Raw genomic sequence first — 16468 nt, 5'->3', positions numbered from 1 at the left:
TCTACGTCCGCGACTGTGCCACACCATGATCCACCGGTGCGGAACCTCCGATGTCCGTCCCGGTGGCTCAGGAGAGCTCCTCTCCCGCGGTGAACGCCGTGATCAGGCCGTGGGGCGCGTCGTCGCCGTAGAGGAGTTCGTGGAGTTCGTTGCCGTCGGTGGCGGCTTCGGCGCCGCGCGGGAACATGGCTGCCTCGTACTCGGCGAGGGCGCCCTCGACGTCGTCGGGGTGCGCGGCGAGCGCCTTGCCGAGTTCGGCGCCGTCGAGCATGGCCAGGTTGGCGCCCTCGCCGTTCGGGGCCGCGAGGTGGGCGGCGTCACCGACCAGCGTGACCCCGGGCACGCGTTCCCACCGGTGTCCGGTCGGCAGGGTGTGCAGGGGGCGCAGCACCGGCGCGGTGTCGGTGGCGGTGATCAGCGCGGTGATCTCCGGGGCCCAGCCGTCGAATTCCCGCGCCACCCGGGCGGTGGCTCCCTCGGCGTCGGTGAAGTCGATGGCGGCGAACCACTCCTGCGTCTCGCCGAGCGCCACGTAGGTGTGCAGGGTGCCGTCCTTCTCGCGATGGGCCTGGATCCCCTTGCCCGGAGCGAGCGCGAAGAACGAGCCTCCGCCGACCGCCTTCGCGGTGGCCGGGTACCGGGCGTCGCTGTCGTACAGGAAGGTCTCGACGAACGACCTGCCGGTGTACGTGGGTGTGGCGCCGGAGAGCAGCGGCCTGACCCGCGACCAGGCGCCGTCCGCACCCACCAGCAGGCCGGTGACGACGGTGGCGCCGTCGGCGAACGTCACCTCGTGGCGGCCCTCGCCCAGCGGGCGGACGGCGCTGACCTTGTGCCCCCATCGAACGGTGCCCGCGGGGAGCGAGTCGAGGAGGATCTGTCGCAGTTCGCCGCGCTGCACCTCGGGGCGCCGGCCCGTGCCGTCGTCGTCCTTCTCAAAGAGGACGGTTCCGTCCGTGTCGAGGATCCGTATCGCTTCGCGGCCCTCCAGGATCAGGCTGCGGAACTCCTCCATCAGGCCGGCCGCCTCCAGGGCGGGCTGGCCGTTGTAGTCGTGGATGTCGAGCATTCCGCCCTGCGAGCGCGCCGTCGGCGAAGCCTCCGCCTCGTAGACGGTGGAAGGAACGCCGTGGACGTGCAGGACGCGGGCGAGCGTGAGGCCGCCGAGGCCGGCTCCGATGATCGTTACGTGGGTGGTCATGGTGGATCCCCTTTCGTGGTGCACATCTGTTCCGTGATGCCTGCCTGCGGGTGAGGGCGGCGCGGGTTCCGCCGCGGAACATCTCTGGAACGTCGTTCCACTCAGACTGGAACGGTGTTCCATGATTGTCAAGCTGGAACAGCGTTCCAGGCGTGTGTCAGGATGACCGCATGGCAACCAGAACGCGTCGGCCCGAGCGCCGGGAGGAACCCCTCTCCCGCGAGCGCATCGTCGAGGCCGCGATCGAGCTGCTCGACGCGGCGGGCGAAGGCAAACTGACGTTCCGGGCACTGGCCGAGCGCCTGGCCACCGGGCCCGGGGCGATCTACTGGCACGTGGCGAACAAGGACGAGCTGCTGGGCGCCGCGGCCGAAGCCGTCATCGCCGGCGCGCTGGCCATCGGTACGGCGTCGCCGTCGGACGCCCCGCGGGAGAGGATCCACGCTGTCGCGCTCGGCCTCTTCGACGCCGTCGAGAAGCACCCGTGGCTCGCCGCCCAACTCGCCACGCAGCTCTCCCGAAGCCCGGCACGGACCGTGGCACCTCGGATCTTCGAGAGCGTCGGGCGCCAGGTCCGTGCGCTGGGAGTGCCCAAGAACGGCTGGTTCACGGCGACTTCGGCGCTGGTGCACTACATCCTCGGCGCCGCGGGCCAGAACGCGGCCAACTCCGCGGCCGGCCGCGCTCTGGGATCCGACGCCGACCGCGGCGAGTTCCTCGACACCGTCTCCGGCGCGTGGGAAGAACTCGACCCCGACGACTATCCCTTCGTCCGGGAGGTCGCGGACCAGATGCGCGACCACGACGACCACGAGCAGTTCCTCGCGGGGATCACGCTCATCCTCGCCGGCATCACCGCACTCCACCCGCCCGTCACGCGGTGAGAGCGGCGGCGAGCTGGGTCCGGGAGCGAATGCCGAGCTTGCGGTAGATGCGGCTCAGTACGGTCTCCACCGTCTTGACCGAGATGAACATCTGCTGGGCCGCCTCCTGATTGGTGGCGCCCGCCCGCACGAGCTCGGCCAGGCGCAGCTCGTGCCCGGTCAGACGCTGCGCGGCCGGGGGCAGCACACCGCTCGGCGCGGACACGTGGCCCGTCAGATGGGACAGGTGGTCGTCCGCGAGCGCGACCCAGGGGCGGGCCTCGGCGTCCTCGAAGAGCACGCGGGCCGTTTCCCATGCGGCGCGGGCCGCGGCGGCACGTCGGCGGCGCCGCTCGACACGGCCGCGCAGCAGGTGCGTGCGCCCCTCCTCCACCGGCAGGCCCAGCCCGCCGAAGACGCACGCGGCGTCCTCCAAGAGCTCCGCGGCCTCTTCGACGGCGCCTTCGAGGTGCCGGCAGAGCCCGCGCGACCGGGTCAGCGAGGCGCGCAGGGCGGCGTGCGCGGGATGTGGACCCACCTGCTCCTGCATGCGCTCCAGCAGGTCGCGGGCCTCTCCCGTGCGCCCGGAGAGGGCGTACGCCTCCACCGTGTCGCCCTGCCAGCGCAGCACGGCGGGATCGGCGGCCCCCGAGCGGGACTCCAGTTCCGCGACCTCCGTCAGCGTCGAGGCGGCCTCTTCGACACGGCCGGTGTGCAACAACGCGGCTCCCAGGATCCACAGGCCGCGCGCCGTGTGGAGCGCGTCCCGCTCCTCGCGGGAGGCCCTAACACCGTGGGCGGCGAGGCGCAGTGCGTGGGTGAAGCTGCCGCCGCACGTCTCGGCGAGTGCCGCGGTGTACCAGGCGGGTCCTGGTGACAGTCCGGCCGCCGCCGTGAGGTCGACGGCGCGGGCCGACCAGTGCAGGGCCTGGCCGCAGGCCCCGCGTCCCGCGTCGACCTCGGCGAGGCTGCGCCACAGGTCCACCAGGTCTTCCGCCTCCCCCGACTCCTCGGCGGCGGGCACCAGTTGGAGCAGGAGGGAGCGGGCCTCGCCCAGCCGGGCGTCGAACACCGCGTGGCGGGCGGCGAGGTACTGCGGACTGTTGCGTATCCCCAGTCGCGTCGGCGGCACGGCAAGGGACAGGGCGCGGTCGAGGGCGGCCGCTGCCTCGTCGAGACAGCCGAGGACGCGCTGCATCCGGGCGGTCATCGTCAGCGCGGCGGCCGCCAGGGGAATGGCGCGGCACCGCTCGGCCAGGACCGTGGCGGCCTGTGCGTGGCGCAGGGCGCGGGCGAGGTCGTCGCCGCAGATGTTCTCCTGCACCGCGCTGCGCAGTTCGACGGCGGCGAGCAGCGCCGGGTCGTCAGCGGCGGTCCTGCGGGCGGTGGCGAGCAGGGGCCGGGTGCCTGCCGTGTCCTGGCCGTGCGCGTCGACGACCGCCAGGAGGGCGTGCACCTGCTGTGCGGAGGTGCCGTGCTCCGCCACGATCCGGTCCGCCGCGAGGCGGGTCAGGGTGGCGGATCCGGCGGCCGTCGCTTCCCGCGCCGCCTCCGCGAGGCGGTCGAGACGCAGGTGGGGGCGGTCGGCGGGGGTGAGGCGGGCGGCCAGGAACAACAGCTCGGCCGCGCGCGGGCGTTCACCGGCGGCCCGTGCCGCGCCCGCCGCGTGCGCGGTGTCCTCGGCCACGGCGCGGTCGGGGGACTCCTGGGCGAGGGCGGTGTGCAGGGCGCGCGCGACGGGGTCGTGGGAGCAGGCGGCCAGGGCCCGGTGGATCGCGGTGCGCCGCTCCCGGGTCACCGTGGCGGCCGCGGCGTCGGCCAGGGCGGTCGCCGCGAAACGGTGGGCCGGGGCGGCCCCCGCCGGGACGTGTCCCGTGCCGACCGTGGCCGTTTCCGCCGTGAGCAGTCCGGCGTCGAGCGCGTGGGTGAGGTGGTCCTCGGCCTCGCGCCGCCCGCTGTGCCGCAGCAGATCCGCGTCGCAGGTGCCCGCCAGCGCCGCGACCTGGAGCGTGGCGCGGACGCCGGCGGGTACGGAGGCGAGCCAGGCGGCGGCGAGATCGCGCACCTGCCTCGGTGGCTCGGGCGGCCCGGGGCGGCCGTCCGCGTCGCCGGTCCTTGCGGGAGCGGGCCGGCACCGGACCCATGCGTCCAGCAGGGCCCGGTGCCCGCCGCAGTAGCGGTGGACGGGCGCCGCCCAGCGCGCGGGCAGCCCGAGGCGCGCACAGGCCGCGGCCGTCTCCGCGAGGTCCGCGGGCGCCACGGGCAGCACCGTCGGATGTCCGCCGAGCAGGGCGGCCGCGGCTGCCGGGTGGCCGCTGGTGCGTTCGGCTGCCACGGCGGTCAGGCGCGCCGGGGGAAGCGTGCGGACGGCGTAGCCGATGAGGTGGGCGCTTGCGGGGTCCAGCCACTGCGCGCCATCGATCAGGAGCAGCACCGGAGGGCCTTCGTCGAGCAGACGCGTCAGAGCCACGCGCAGCCGCAGGGGATCGTCGACGCCCACGGAGGGCCGGGTGAGGCGGCGCGTGCCGTCCCGGTTTCTGTCGGGTGCCCGTGCGGCGGACGGCGCCGCTGAGGTCCGCGCGGATGCCGTGTCGCGGTGGAGGAGCGCGGTGGTGGCGCCCTCCGGGAGCGGGAGGGCGGCCGCCGCGCGATCGGTCGTACGGCTGGAGCTCTGCGGGTCGCAGCAGGGGGAGCCGTGATCCGTGCCGTGCGGGTCGCGGAGGTCGGGGCCAGGTCCTCCGTCGTACGGGGCGGAACGGTCCGAGCCGCGCTCGGAGGGATCCGAGGCAGAGCGCCCCGGCCCGCTGGCCGCTCCCGGATGCCCCGCCCGCACCGCGTCATCCGTACCGCCACCCCCCGCCTCGGCCGCGCTGAGCAGTTGGACCAGCGCGCCGTACGGCACCTCCGCGTCGCCTTCCTGCGTACGCACCCGCAGGCAGCGTCGCGCCGACGACGTGCCCGGCGCCGTCGTCGCCCGCTCGGCCAGCGCGTCCAGCAACGTGCTCTTGCCCGCGCCCCACGGACCGCTCACCGCAAGCCGCCCGTGGCGCTCCAACAGCGCGGCGGCGCCGCGGACCACGGCGGCCCAGCCGTCGTCGTCCGCACCCGCCGCGCTGTCCGCGCTCGCCCGTCCTCGCACACCGGGCACCGTAGGCGCAGGTCCGCCCCGCCACAACGCCCGTGCGCCGCCCACGTACAGGGCAGGGGACGGACAAGGGATCTCCCTGACATGCCCGCCCTTCCGCCAGGGTCGCCGAGCTCGACGTACGGCGCCGGCGGAACGGTGCGGTGCGTCGGCTTCGCCCCGGCCCGGAAAGCGCCGGCGCCGTGCATCACGTCGCACGGCGTCCGTTCACCGATCCGGCCCGTCCGCGTACCGGAGCGCCCATGACAGGGGCCTTCCCGGATACCGCCGCCGTCCCGCCGCCAGGACGCTGTGGCCGTCCCGGGCAGCACCCCTCGTGTCCTGGGCGGTACGCCCACCGACTTCCCCACTCCGCCCGGACGGCACCACACCTCCGCTGATGCCCGTCACCAGCGGTCCCCTGAACGCCGAAAGGAACACACCCCCATGCGCTCTCACTCCCCCCGGCCGATCCTGACCGGCCTCGTGGCCGCGGCGGCCCTCGCCGGACTGGCCGCCGTGCCCGTCCCGGCCGCACACGCCGCCGCCCCCACGCCGTCACCAGGCACGACGGCCCAGCCACCGCTGCCGGCCGGACTCCGCGCCGCCCTGGCCCGTGACCTCGGCCTTGATGCCGAGGGCGTGCAGGAGCGCCTGGCCGAGGAGACCCGGGCCCAGCGCGCCGCGACCGCCGTGCGCGCCACGGTCGGCGACCGCGCCACGGCTCTCTGGTTCGACGCCTCCGACGGCCGGCTGCACGCCGCCGTCACCACGGACCGGGCCGCGAAGGCGGTGCGGGCCGCCGGAGCCGTCCCGCACCAAGTGAACAGCACCCGGGCCGAGTCGGAGTCGGCGGCGCGGACCGTCGGCGCATGGAGCCGAGGGGTGCCCGGCGTCCGGTCGTGGGGCCCTGACGCCCGAACAGGACGGGTCGAGGTGGTCGTCGATCCCGCCGCGTCGACCGCGGCCACCAAGAAGCTGCGGACGCAACTCGCCTCTCTCGGCGGTCTCATACGGGTCGTCGAGTCGCACGACACACCCCGCCAGCAGGGCGGCGACGTCGTGGGCGGCGAGAAGTGGACGCCCGGCAGCGAATCACCCTGCTCGATCGGTTTTCCCGTGACGCGGACCGGCGGTGACGGCAAGGCGTTCCTCACCGCCGGGCACTGCACCAACGACGTCAACCAGGCCGCGTACGGCAAGGACGGCTCCCGCGTCGGCACGTCGAACAAGAACGGCTCGGGTTCGGTCAACGCCCGCGAGGGCGACATGGGCATCGTCGACGTCGACCAGTCCGGCTGGTCGCTGGCGCCCAAGGTCGCCGGCTGGGGCCAGGGCGACATCACCGTGACGGGCTCCGCCGAAGCGGTCGTCGGCACGGCGATCTGTCACTCCGGCCAGACGACCGGCTACCAGTGCGGCGAGGTCACCAAGGTCAACCAGAGCGTGGACTACGGCAACGTGGTGATCGACGGGCTGTCCTACTCCAGCGCCTGTTCCGCGGGCGGTGACTCGGGCGGCAGTTACGTCACGGCGGCCGGGGGGCGGGCCGTGGGCCTGCACTCGGGCGGCGGCAGCGCTACGTGCAGCGGTGGCAGCGGCGAGAAGTACACCATCTTCCAGCCGGTCAACGAGGCCCTCTCCAAGTTCGGCGCCCAGCTGGCGACTTCGGACCCGCAGCCCGGCGGGGTGACGGTCTCCGCGGTGTCCGCGCAGAACAGCTCCACCGGCACCCCCGTGGAACTGCGGAACAGCGCCGAGGGCGGCACGGCCCCGTACACGTGGACCGCGACCGGCCTGCCCGCGGGGCTGTCCGTCGACGCGTCCACCGGCACCGTCTCGGGCACGCCGACGACCGCCGGCACCAGCCAGGTGACGCTGACCGCGACGGACGCGGCCGGCAAGAAGGGGTCCACGTCCTTCTCGTGGAAGGTGACCGCGCCCGGCACGGGCTCTCCGCAGCTCGCCAACCCCGGGAGTCAGAACGCGTACGTGGGGAAGCCGGTGAACGTGGCGCTCAAGGCCACCGGCGGCACGGCCCCGTACACCTTCAGCGCCACGAACCTGCCGGCCGGGCTCGCCGTCCACCCGACCACGGGCGTGATCTCGGGCACCCCCACGAGCTGGGGCTTCCGCAACGCGACACTGACGGTCACGGACGCGGCGGGCAAGAAGGCCTCCGTCTCCGCGACCTTCACGGTCTGGTCCTGACCCCGTGAAAATCGCCGCCGTCTCCGGTCCGCGGGGTCCGGGGGCGGCGGCCCGCCGTCCTGACGTGGACGCTGGCGACCGGGGCACTGAGTCGGCGCCCCCTGCAGCACGCACATGCCCGCGCCGACGCCGAACGCTGCCCGCAGGGCGCCATCGACCGCCCGCGGAGCGCGCAACACGCGCGGGCGCTCTCTGGTCCGGGGCGCCGGTGAAGGATGCCCTGAGCGGGTTCGAGCAGCCCATGGGCGGCCTCACCCTGCGCCTGCCCGGCGTCCGGGCCGACTTGGACCCGCTCCCGCAACCGCAACCGAACGCCGGCGATCCGCCGCCGGAATCGCCCGCACTCCCCCTCCCCCGGGCAGGGGGTGCCGACGACACCGGCCTGTGAACGCGCTACTCGGGCCGCGGAGCCTCCCGTGTCCTGGCCTGGTGCCGACGGGCCTTGAGCCGGTTCCCGCAGGTCTTCATCGAGCACCACCGCGCGGTGTTGGCTCGGCTGCGGTCCAGCAGGAAAAGGTGACACTCGGGGTTCTCGCACGGCCGCAGACGGCCCGGCATGCGCTCTGTGACGTCCGCCCACGCGAGGACGAGTTCCACGGCGAGCCCGCGCTCCGGCGGCGACTCCAGGTGCCACTCGACACCGGCCGCACTGGGCCGCGGCACCTTGCGAACTCCGGTGAGGATCCGGCGCAGGACGGGCTCCGCCGACGTGTCCGAGTCCACGACCTGGAGCGCGTCCCGGGCCGTGCGCAGCCACCGGCACTCCTCCTCGCCGCCGCGCCCTCCGTGCTCCCTGGCCCACCTGTCCACCGCGTGGTCGTCATGCCACAGGTCCTGGCGTACGCCCTCCACGACAGGAGTGCTGTTCAGGGCCTCCAACAGGGCCTGGTCGTCCAGCACGGACCTCACCTGCACCTTCTCGGCTAACTCCATCAAGACGTTTGACAGGTTACCTCAGGAGCGGTCTACTGGACACCGAGAGGTAACCAGCTCAATCACTCGAAGGGGTTAGCCATGGTTGAGATCCGCCACCAGTACGCGACCGCGCGGGGACACCGCGTCTTCTACCGCGAGGCAGGAAACCCCGAGTCACCCACGCTCGTCCTCCTGCACGGCTTCCCCACGAGCTCGCGCATGTTCCGCCACCTCATTCCGGCGCTGGCCGACCGATTCCACGTCATCGCCCCCGACCACCTCGGCTTCGGCAACTCCGACGCACCCTCCGTGGACGCGTTCACCTACACCTTCGACGCCCTGACCGACGTCACCGAGGCCCTACTGGCCCAACTCGGCGTCACCCGCTACGCCCTGTACGTCCAGGATTACGGCGCACCCATCGGCTGGCGGCTGGCCCTGCGCGCCCCGGACGCGGTCACCGCGGTGATCACGCAGAACGGAAACGCCTACGAGGAGGGCTTCGTGGCGGAGTTCTGGAGGCCCGTGCGGGAGTACTGGGACAACCCGGGCCCCGGGACCGAGCCCGCGGTCCGCGGCGCCCTCTCGCTCGACGCCATCCGCTGGCAGTACCTGCACGGAGTGGGCCGCCCCGAGCTGGTCGATCCCGACACCTGGGCGGCCGACCACCGCGAGGTCAACCGGCCGGGCAACGACCTCGTACAGCTCGCCCTGTTCCTCGACTACGCGAGCAACCCGCCGCTCTACCCCCAGGTGCACTCCTACTTCCGGGAACGCCAGGTTCCGCTCCTCGCGGTCTGGGGCGCCGGCGACGGGATCTTCGGGCCGGACGGTGCGCGCGCCTTCGCGAAGGACCTCCCGGACGCGGAGATCCACCTGATACCCGAAGGCGGACACTTCCTGCTCGAAAGCCACCTGGACACCGTGGCCGGGTACATCCGCGGGTTCCTGACCTCCGCACCCCTCCAACGGGACGAGCACGGCTCAGCAGCGCTGCCCCAGTCCGGTCAGCCCGCCCAACGCACCACCAGCAAGCAGGAGTGACCCGCCGCGCCACCGTCCACCCGCCAGTGCGGTCGCCAGCAGTAGTGCCGGCCCGCGCTCTCGTGCGGCGCGATCCCGCCCGGGGTGAGCTCGTACATGGCCTCGTCGCGGAGCATCCATGTCGGCAGCGGATGTGCGCCCCGATAGGTCTGCCCGTCGGAGGGCCCGCCCTCGATCCGCAGCATGTTCGTCACGCGAGGGTCAACGCCGGGCCGGAGGTGCGAGTTACGCGGTCGCTCCAAGTTGCCGGGCGGGAAGGCCACCGCCGCACCCGGTGGGTAATCTGCCCCCATGCCCGAGCTGCCCCCCTTCAGTCCGACCGTCACACTGCTCACGGTGGGGCGGGTGTGGGAGGCCGCCTTCACCGAGGGCCTCAAACCGCTCGGGCTGACCACCCGAAAGTACGGGCTGCTGGGGCACGTGCGCAGAACCCCGGGCATCTCGTTCAGCGAGCTGGCCCGACGCTCCCGCATCACCGTGCAGAGCGCGCACAGCGCGGTCGCGGGGCTTGTCGCGGCGGGACTTGTCGACGACGGGACCGCGCACGCCGGATCCGCGTCGAGCCTGCGGGTCACGGCCGAGGGTGAATCGCTGCTCGCCCGCGCCGCCGAGGTGGTGGCGCGACTGGACGCGGAGTTCGCCGGGCAGCACCCCGAGCTGACCGAGGCGCTGCGCACCCACATGAGGCGCGCGGCGTCCTGCAGCGGATGACCTCCGGGAGCGGGCGGCAACCGGCGACGGCGGTATCCGCCGGCCGGCGGCATTCCCGAGCGATCCACCTTCAGCTAGGCTGAAGGTTATGAGCTTCCGCCACTACCTGCGCCGACCGCCCGCCGTCAGTGCGGCGGAAGCGGTCCGCCTCGTCGCCGACGGCGCGCTCGTCGTGGACGTGCGCCGCGAGTTCGAGTGGAACCGGGCGCACATCCCCGGCGCCGTGCACATGCCCCTCGAAGTGCTGCCCGACCGCTGCGTGGACCTGCCCGACGACCGTCTGCTCATCACGTTCTGCACGGGCGGCCTCCGCTCCGCCGGCGCGGCGAACCTGCTCGTGGAGAACGGCTTCGACGCCGTCAACATGAGCCGCGGCCTCGTCGACTGGCGGGCCGCCGGCGGCCCGCTCTCCACACGGTGAACAGCTGACGGCCTACGGGGCCTCACCGATCGTGAAGGTGAGACCGGGATCGGCATGGGAGACAGGACCGCCGAAGCGGGCCGAGGCGCGAGCCACCGCCTGCCGCGGCGAGAGGCCGCGTCCGACATGCGTGACGATCAGCCGGTCGGCACGGGCCGCGCGAGCGGTGTCACCCGCCTCCTCCGGCGTGTGGTGCACCCGCTCTCCCCCGCCCCGCGCCTCCGCGCTCTCGGCCTCGCACAGCAGTACGTCGCAGCCCGCGGCCAGCTGTGTGAGGCCCGGGCACGGCGCGGTGTCCCCCGAGTACACCAGCGACCTGCCTGCCGCCTCGACGCGCAGGGCGAACGCCGGCATGCCGTGTGCCACCGCCCGGCTGGTCAGGCGCAGCGAGCCGACGTCGGCTCGCTGCCCGTCGTGCAACTCGGTGACGGCGAAGGCGGATTCGACGGGACTGCGCTCCGGTCCGTTGGTGAGGAACCCGGCCAGCCGGTCGGCGATACCGGGCGGCCCGTGGAGGGGGATCGGCGCTGCCAGGCGGATGTCCGCGTACAGGGCGCCGTAGTACGCGGTGAGCAGGTCCGCGCTGTGGTCGGCGTGCAGGTGAGAGATCCAGATCGCGTCGAGCTCGTCCAGCCGTACGTGCCGCTGGAGCGGGCCGAGCGTTCCGCTCCCCGCATCGACCCAGATCCGGGTGTCGCCGCTCGACACCAGATAGCCCGAGCACGGGTTGTCGACATCCGGGTACGGCGTTGCGCTCCCCAGGACCGTGAGGCGAAGCGCTTCATCATTCATCCGGGGATCTTAGTACTCCAGCCGTAGACCGTGATCTTCATGCTGGAGCGGCTTGTCGTCGGTAGTGGCTGGTCGTCGGTAGTGGCTGGTCCGGGATCGGTCCTGGTGGCGGTGGCGGTGGCGGTGGCGGTGGCCCAGCTGTTCTTGTGCGGCAGGTCTCACAGAGGTCCGAGTACCAACTTCCGGGCCCGGGGCCTAGATTCGACCCGCGTCTCTGCCGTCCAGTGTCTGGAGGACATGTGCAACGTGGCGAAGTCTGGTGGGTCCAGTTCGACGAGCGGAGGTTGGTCGTACTGCTGTCGGGGGACGACGCGTCCGGGATCCGGGTGATGCAGATCGTCGCTCCGGCGGGCGTTGACATCAGCGGTCTGGGCCTCGAAGTGATGGTGGGCACCGGTGAAGGAGTGCCGTTCGAAGGCGTGCTGCGGCTCGCGTTCCCGCGTCCAGGCTTCACCCCTTGCACGTGGCTGACCACTGTGTCACGTGACGACCTGATAGAGCGGGCGGCCGTCCTGTCCTCGGCGAAGCTCAGCGAGATTGACGATGCCCTCCGACTCGCTGAACAAGCGCAGGAGCAGACCCCGGCGACGACCGCGAAGCTCAGCGAGAAGCTCAGCGAGACAAGGGACGCCCTCCGTCTCGGTGAACTCGGGCAGAGGGAGAAGGAGCCGAAGGAGCCGACGGCGTAGGCGGTCCCGGCCAGATGGTCGACGCTGTCCGACCGCTGCCTCGGCGCCCCTCACCATCGAGATCACGATCTACGGCTGGAGTATCAGCGCGCCGCTCCCCCGGCGCATCCGACCCCGACGCGATGATCGCGGCTCCCGCCGTTCCCTGAGACGATCGATGGTGTGACGTACACCAGTTTCCGCATACCCGCGCTCCCCGCCCGTACCGCCCCCGTCGAGGCACCGTGACGCCGCCCACGCCACCCGCCGCGTTCCCCGGCGGTGCCGACCTGTTCCCGCTCGGCACCGACGTGGTCCATCTCAACCACGGGTCCTTCGGCGCCGTGCCGGTGCCCGTCGCCCGCGTCCACCGCCGTCTGACGGAGGAGGCCGCCACGGACCCGGACCGCTTCTTCCTCGGCGTCCCGGACCGGCTCGCCGAGGCCCGCGGCCGCATCGCGGCACGCCTCGGCACCGACCCCGACGGCACGGCCCTCGTCACCAACGCCACCGAGGCCGCGGGCCTGGCCCTCGACGCCCTGGGGCTGGCAGCCGACGACGAGGTGCTGGTCACCGACCACGGCTACGGCACGGTCGTCGCGGCCGCCGCCCGAAGGGCCCGAGTCACCACCGTCGCCCTCGACCCGGCACTGCCCGACGAAGAGGCCGTACGCAAAGCCGTCCTGGCCGCCGTGACGCCACGGACCCGCGTCGCGCTGCTCGATCACATCAGCTCGCCCACCGCCCGGTTCATCGCCACGCCCGCGCTCCTCTCCGACCTCGCGGAACGGGGCGTGACCACCGTGGTCGACGGCGCGCACGCCCCGGGCATGCTCGCCGAGCCCCTCGCCGGATCCCCCGACTTCTGGTTCGGCAACCTGCACAAGTGGGGGTACGCCCCGCCGGGCAGCGCGGTCCTCGTGGTCTCGCCCGAGCACCGGCACCGGGTGCCCGCGCCCGTCCCCTCGTGGGAGGACGACCGGGGATTTCCCCGCTCGGTCGAGTACCGGGCCACCGCCGACTACACCGGCCTGCTCGCCGCCCCCGAGGGCCTCGACCTCATCGCCTCCCTCGGCCCCGACCGCGTACGCGCCCACAACAGTGCACTGGCGCGCTACGGCGCCGAGCTCCTGGCCGACCTGCCGGGGTTGAGCCCGCTGCCCGCCGACGGACGTCTGGCGATGCGGGCGCTGCGCCTGCCGCCCGGCCTGGCCCGCACCCCCGCCGAGGCCGCCGCCCTGCGCGAGGAGATCGCGGCCCGGCTGGGTTTCCGCGTGCTGATCTGGGCCTGGCCCGACGGTGGCGGCATCCGCGTCTGCGGGCAGATCTACAACGCGCCCGACGAGTACGAACGCCTCGCGGTGGCCCTGCGGCCGCTCCTGGACGGACGCTGAGGAGGTACTGGGGAGCTCAGCGCACTCAACTCCGCTCGGCCGACTGTGCCAAGGTCCACAGTTCCGAGTAGGCGCGCTGGATGAAGGTTCCGGTCAGCGCGGGGCCGGTGTTGGCCAGTGCCGCGAGGGCGACGCCGGTTTGCGGGCTGAAGCCCGCGAAGGTGGTGAAGCCCCGCGTCCCTCCGGAGTGGTGGTAGAGGTCGCGGCCCGGGCGGGGTCTGATGTTCCAGATCAGCGCGATCCGCCTGCCGGTGCGCGGCAGGGCGATCCGGGCCCGGGTGACCTCCGCCAGTGCGGTGCGCAGCGAGCGGGGGGCGGCCGGCACGCGGCTGGGGTCGAGCAGGGCGTCGAGCGTGGTCAGCAGGTCGCGGGCGGTGGAGCGGCCGGTTCCTGCCGCGGGCAAAGCGGGCATCTGCCAGAGCGGCCGTGGCCTGCCGTGCCAGTAGCCGGTGGCCTGCGGCAGCTCCGTGGTGCAGCTGGTGCGGTCCAGGCCCAGCGGCGCCAGGACGCGGTCGGTGAGCAGTGCGGCGAAGTCCGTGCTGGCGTGAGTGGGGCCGTGGGCCGCGCGGGTGAGGAGTTCACCGAGCAGGCCGACGCCGAGATTGGAGTAGCGCACCCGGGTGCCCGGGGCGGCTCGCGGACGGGTGCGGGCCAGGGCCTCGTGCAGGTCCGTGGGGGTGTAGTCGGCGTAGGGGTTGCTGAACCAGGCCGGTGCGCCGCTGCGCAGGAAGCCGGGCGGGAGGCGGGGCAGGCCCGAGGTGTGGGTGGCCAGGTGGAGGAGGGTGATGCCGGCGCCGTGCAGGTGGGGTACGGCGTGGCGGGGCAGAAAACGCGTGACCGGGTCGTCGTACGCGACCTCTCCGCTTGCCGTCATCTCGGCCAGGAGGAGCGCGGTGAACGTCTTGGTCAGGGAGCCGATCTCGAACCGTGTGTCGGGGTCGGCCGGAGTGCCGCCGCGCAGCGCGGTGTCGCCGTCGGCGAGCAGGGCGTGTTCGGCGCCGCGCCGCACCGCGAGGGCCACCGTGCTCGCGCCCGGGGCGGCACTCCGCAGGGCGGCGAGGATGCCGGCCGCCCACGAGGACCCGGCCACCGATCCGGCCGCCGCCTCTGTCACCGTCACCGGGCCCGTCCGTCGCGTGGCCGCCGTGTCCTCACCCCCGCCCGGGAGACCGCGGCGGCTCATCGCGCCGCCGCTCCCCCGCCCAGCGTCCTGGACACCGCGAGGGTCCCGGCGATCGCGGCGACCACGGCGGTGTGCTGGTGGTCGGAGAACCGCTCTCCGGGGTCGTCGGAGACCGGATCGCCGTCACGGGGCACCAGGCCGTCCGGGTGCTGAACCCGGGCCAGGCGGTCCCAGTCGGCTTGCTCACAGTAGGGCTCCGCCAGGCAGCATCCGACGATCATCAGCTCGGCGACCAGGTCCCACTGCTCGACCTCGGCCCAGATGTCGATCCACACGGGCAGCCAGGCGGTCACGTACGCGGTGAGGTCGGCGGGCAGGCCGGTGGGGGCGGCGCCCCAGTCGGTGAGGTGGAAGACGGTGTGGGTGACGCAGTAGCCGGTCATCCAGTCGATGAGCCAGGGCTCCGGCGTCGCGCCGAGCCAGGTGGCGCTGGTCAGCGCGGCCCAGTCGTAGGCTCGCGGGCCGTGGTCCAAGCCGACGACGCGGGCCGCGTTGGCGACGGCGAGCCTGCGGTTGGGGACCACCTCGCCGCCCCGCACCGAGCGCAGCGCGCTCGTGTGGCCCAGCAGACGCTCCAGCGACTCGTGGCGCAGGCCGCTGCGGGCGAAGGGGCTGTAGGTCTCCAGCGGGTCGGTCATCAGCGTGTACCGCAGCAGCCGTTCGTAGAGCATGTCGCCCTCGCCGAACTGCTCCCAGCAGAAGCCGAGCAGCTCACGGGCCAGGCGCTGCTCGGTGGCGCCCGCGACCGACTCGCGCAGCACCAGCGAGGCGGCCAGGGCACTCTCACCGAGCGGTTTGTAGACGCTGTCGGGGTCGCCGAGATCGGCGGTGGTGTCGGCGGGCAGCCCGCCGAGCTCACGGTGTGCGTGGAGCCAGCCCAGGGCCTGGGCGCTCACCTCGTACGCGGTCTGTGTCACGGGCGAGGTCATGCGCTCTCCTGTCCGAGCAGCCGCCGGGCGATCGCGACGTCCAGGGCGAGTCGTGAACCGCCGCCGTGCAGGCGCAGGTGTTCGACGAGGGGCAGGGGGTCGAGCGGCAGCGGCACGCCTTCGGCGCCGAGCAGGGCGAGCCAGCGCACGATGCGTGCGGCGGTGGGGAAATCTCGGCGCAGTACGGCTCGGGTGGCTCCGCGTGCCAGGGCCAGCGGGGCGGCGCGGGCCGCGGCGTGCACGGGGCCGTCGAGGCCGGGGAGGGCGAGTGGGGAGAGCTGGCCCATGCTCACGGACCAGCGCTGCCAGTCGGAGCCGGTGGCGGTAGCGGTGGCGGTGGTTTCGCCACGTGGGGCCGGTTCGCGGGACGGTTCCGTGAGCACGGGGGCTCCCGCGGGCCGGGGCGCGAGCTCCACGCCCGCCCCACTCGTCCCGGCCGCCCCGCTGTCCCCGGGAACCACGGCTGTCGCGGTGTCGGCGAACCGTGCGTACAACGACGCCGTGGCCCAGTCACGCCACGCCACGAGCCATGGCTCGGCCGCGCCCGAAGGCGGCGGGGCGGGTGCGTTCGCCGGTGTCGGGAACACGGCGAAGGACTGGGCGACGGCCTCCGCGTCCTGGGGATGGAAGGCCGCGCCGGCCAGCAGGTACGGGGCAAAACCGTCGGCGCCGACGACACGGATGGCGGCCAGCGCCGCCTTGGGATCGTCCGCGCGTTCCACATGCTCGGCGATCATGGCCGTGCCCCCGACGCCGCGGAGGGCGTCGAGGGCACGGAGAGCCAGGTCAGCCGCCGATGCGGCGTACGCGGTCTGCGACCGATCAGGACTCACTAGCCCTTCGGCTCCTTCGGTTCCTTCGGCGAAACGAGCGCCAGCAGCAGGAGGAAGCCCCCTGCCTCAGGTGCGTACGTCGGCGCGTCGCTCAGGACCGCCTCCGGCTCCACCATGGCCGTACCGAGCGCCGTGGCGTCCGTCGGAGTAACGAGAAGCGGTGTGTGCTGAGCAAGCAT

The 16468-nt window shown here is 73.5% G+C and carries 16 protein-coding genes; 7 read left to right on the top strand and 9 right to left on the bottom strand.

Going from position 1 to position 16468, the window contains the following annotated elements:
• Positions 1 to 67: 67 nt before the first annotated feature.
• Positions 68 to 1201: an FAD-dependent oxidoreductase gene (locus tag ACZ592_RS39190; RefSeq protein WP_471586541.1), complete on the bottom strand. Its 1134-nt coding sequence runs from the start codon at positions 1199 to 1201 to the stop codon at positions 68 to 70.
• Between the two features lie 170 nt (positions 1202 to 1371).
• On the opposite strand from ACZ592_RS39190, the gene ACZ592_RS39185 reads away from it, so the two are divergent.
• On the top strand, positions 1372 to 2085 hold the full coding sequence (locus tag ACZ592_RS39185) for a TetR/AcrR family transcriptional regulator (RefSeq protein ID WP_471586540.1): 714 nt from the start codon (positions 1372 to 1374) through the stop codon (positions 2083 to 2085).
• On the opposite strand, the gene ACZ592_RS39180 is transcribed toward ACZ592_RS39185, so the two are convergent.
• The gene (locus ACZ592_RS39180) at positions 2075 to 5203 is read right to left on the bottom strand and encodes a helix-turn-helix transcriptional regulator (RefSeq protein ID WP_471586539.1); all 3129 of its coding nucleotides are present in this window, start codon (positions 5201 to 5203) and stop codon (positions 2075 to 2077) included. The genes ACZ592_RS39185 and ACZ592_RS39180 overlap by 11 nt on opposite strands.
• A gap of 432 nt (positions 5204 to 5635) precedes the next feature.
• Here ACZ592_RS39180 and ACZ592_RS39175 point away from each other — a divergent pair, with 432 nt between their 5' ends.
• Complete coding sequence (locus tag ACZ592_RS39175; RefSeq protein ID WP_471586538.1) at positions 5636 to 7399, top strand: putative Ig domain-containing protein; 1764 nt, start codon at positions 5636 to 5638, stop codon at positions 7397 to 7399.
• A 393-nt stretch (positions 7400 to 7792) separates the two neighbouring features.
• Here the strand turns inward: ACZ592_RS39175 and ACZ592_RS39170 are convergent, their stop codons facing one another.
• Entirely contained in the window at positions 7793 to 8299 is a 507-nt protein-coding gene (locus ACZ592_RS39170; RefSeq protein WP_471586537.1) for a CGNR zinc finger domain-containing protein, read from the bottom strand.
• A gap of 114 nt (positions 8300 to 8413) precedes the next feature.
• Here ACZ592_RS39170 and ACZ592_RS39165 point away from each other — a divergent pair, with 114 nt between their 5' ends.
• Complete coding sequence (locus ACZ592_RS39165; RefSeq protein WP_471586536.1) at positions 8414 to 9358, top strand: alpha/beta fold hydrolase; 945 nt, start codon at positions 8414 to 8416, stop codon at positions 9356 to 9358.
• Here the strand turns inward: ACZ592_RS39165 and ACZ592_RS39160 are convergent.
• The gene (locus ACZ592_RS39160) at positions 9322 to 9552 is read right to left on the bottom strand and encodes a hypothetical protein (protein ID WP_471586535.1); all 231 of its coding nucleotides are present in this window, start codon (positions 9550 to 9552) and stop codon (positions 9322 to 9324) included. The two genes, ACZ592_RS39165 and ACZ592_RS39160, sit on opposite strands and share 37 nt — an antisense overlap.
• Before the next feature lie 97 nt (positions 9553 to 9649).
• On the opposite strand from ACZ592_RS39160, the gene ACZ592_RS39155 reads away from it, so the two are divergent.
• The gene (locus tag ACZ592_RS39155) at positions 9650 to 10069 is read left to right on the top strand and encodes a MarR family winged helix-turn-helix transcriptional regulator (protein WP_471586534.1); all 420 of its coding nucleotides are present in this window, start codon (positions 9650 to 9652) and stop codon (positions 10067 to 10069) included.
• A gap of 88 nt (positions 10070 to 10157) precedes the next feature.
• Positions 10158 to 10490, top strand: coding sequence for a rhodanese-like domain-containing protein (locus tag ACZ592_RS39150; RefSeq protein ID WP_471586533.1), 333 nt, complete (start codon positions 10158 to 10160; stop codon positions 10488 to 10490).
• Positions 10491 to 10502: 12 nt separating this feature from the next.
• Here the strand turns inward: ACZ592_RS39150 and ACZ592_RS39145 are convergent, their stop codons facing one another.
• Complete coding sequence (locus tag ACZ592_RS39145; protein WP_471586532.1) at positions 10503 to 11282, bottom strand: MBL fold metallo-hydrolase; 780 nt, start codon at positions 11280 to 11282, stop codon at positions 10503 to 10505.
• Between the two features lie 239 nt (positions 11283 to 11521).
• Between ACZ592_RS39145 and ACZ592_RS39140 the strand changes: the two genes are divergently transcribed.
• Both ACZ592_RS39140 and ACZ592_RS39135 read left to right on the top strand, forming a co-directional pair.
• Complete coding sequence (locus tag ACZ592_RS39140; protein WP_471586531.1) at positions 11522 to 11971, top strand: type II toxin-antitoxin system PemK/MazF family toxin; 450 nt, start codon at positions 11522 to 11524, stop codon at positions 11969 to 11971.
• Positions 11972 to 12195: 224 nt separating this feature from the next.
• The gene (locus tag ACZ592_RS39135) at positions 12196 to 13344 is read left to right on the top strand and encodes an aminotransferase class V-fold PLP-dependent enzyme (RefSeq protein ID WP_471586530.1); all 1149 of its coding nucleotides are present in this window, start codon (positions 12196 to 12198) and stop codon (positions 13342 to 13344) included.
• A 25-nt stretch (positions 13345 to 13369) separates the two neighbouring features.
• Here the strand turns inward: ACZ592_RS39135 and ACZ592_RS39130 are convergent, their stop codons facing one another.
• Genes ACZ592_RS39130 through ACZ592_RS39115 form a run of 4 tightly spaced genes read right to left on the bottom strand, consistent with a single transcriptional unit; the run spans position 13370 to position 16468 of the window.
• On the bottom strand, positions 13370 to 14464 hold the full coding sequence (locus ACZ592_RS39130) for a serine hydrolase domain-containing protein (RefSeq protein ID WP_471586529.1): 1095 nt from the start codon (positions 14462 to 14464) through the stop codon (positions 13370 to 13372).
• 59 nt (positions 14465 to 14523) lie between these two features.
• Positions 14524 to 15456, bottom strand: a complete 933-nt coding sequence (locus ACZ592_RS39125) for a DUF6895 family protein (protein WP_471586528.1) — start codon at positions 15454 to 15456, stop codon at positions 14524 to 14526.
• Positions 15453 to 16289 carry a hypothetical protein gene (locus tag ACZ592_RS39120; protein WP_471586527.1) on the bottom strand — a complete coding sequence of 279 codons (837 nt, stop codon included), beginning with the start codon at positions 16287 to 16289 and terminating at the stop codon, positions 15453 to 15455. The genes ACZ592_RS39125 and ACZ592_RS39120 overlap by 4 nt, the downstream gene beginning before the upstream one ends.
• The gene (locus ACZ592_RS39115) at positions 16289 to 16468 is read right to left on the bottom strand and encodes a hypothetical protein (protein WP_471586526.1); all 180 of its coding nucleotides are present in this window, start codon (positions 16466 to 16468) and stop codon (positions 16289 to 16291) included. Before ACZ592_RS39115 ends, ACZ592_RS39120 begins: the two co-directional genes overlap by 1 nt.

The sequence above is a fragment of the Streptomyces sp. NPDC040622 genome, assembly GCF_055593965.1.
Note: the sequence above shows the minus strand (reverse complement) of the source record. Positions and strands in the feature narration are given on the sequence as shown.

Excerpts from the sequence above, each read along its gene's own strand:
- ACZ592_RS39190 (WP_471586541.1), bottom strand. The coding sequence starts at position 1,201 with ATGACCACCCACGTAACGATCATCGGAGCCGGCCTCGGCGGCCTCACG.
- ACZ592_RS39185 (WP_471586540.1), top strand. The coding sequence starts at position 1,372 with ATGGCAACCAGAACGCGTCGGCCCGAGCGCCGGGAGGAACCCCTCTCC.
- ACZ592_RS39175 (WP_471586538.1), top strand. The coding sequence starts at position 5,636 with ATGCGCTCTCACTCCCCCCGGCCGATCCTGACCGGCCTCGTGGCCGCG.
- ACZ592_RS39165 (WP_471586536.1), top strand. The coding sequence starts at position 8,414 with ATGGTTGAGATCCGCCACCAGTACGCGACCGCGCGGGGACACCGCGTC.
- ACZ592_RS39155 (WP_471586534.1), top strand. The coding sequence starts at position 9,650 with ATGCCCGAGCTGCCCCCCTTCAGTCCGACCGTCACACTGCTCACGGTG.
- ACZ592_RS39150 (WP_471586533.1), top strand. The coding sequence starts at position 10,158 with ATGAGCTTCCGCCACTACCTGCGCCGACCGCCCGCCGTCAGTGCGGCG.
- ACZ592_RS39145 (WP_471586532.1), bottom strand. The coding sequence starts at position 11,282 with ATGAATGATGAAGCGCTTCGCCTCACGGTCCTGGGGAGCGCAACGCCG.
- ACZ592_RS39125 (WP_471586528.1), bottom strand. The coding sequence starts at position 15,456 with ATGACCTCGCCCGTGACACAGACCGCGTACGAGGTGAGCGCCCAGGCC.
- ACZ592_RS39115 (WP_471586526.1), bottom strand. The coding sequence starts at position 16,468 with ATGCTTGCTCAGCACACACCGCTTCTCGTTACTCCGACGGACGCCACG.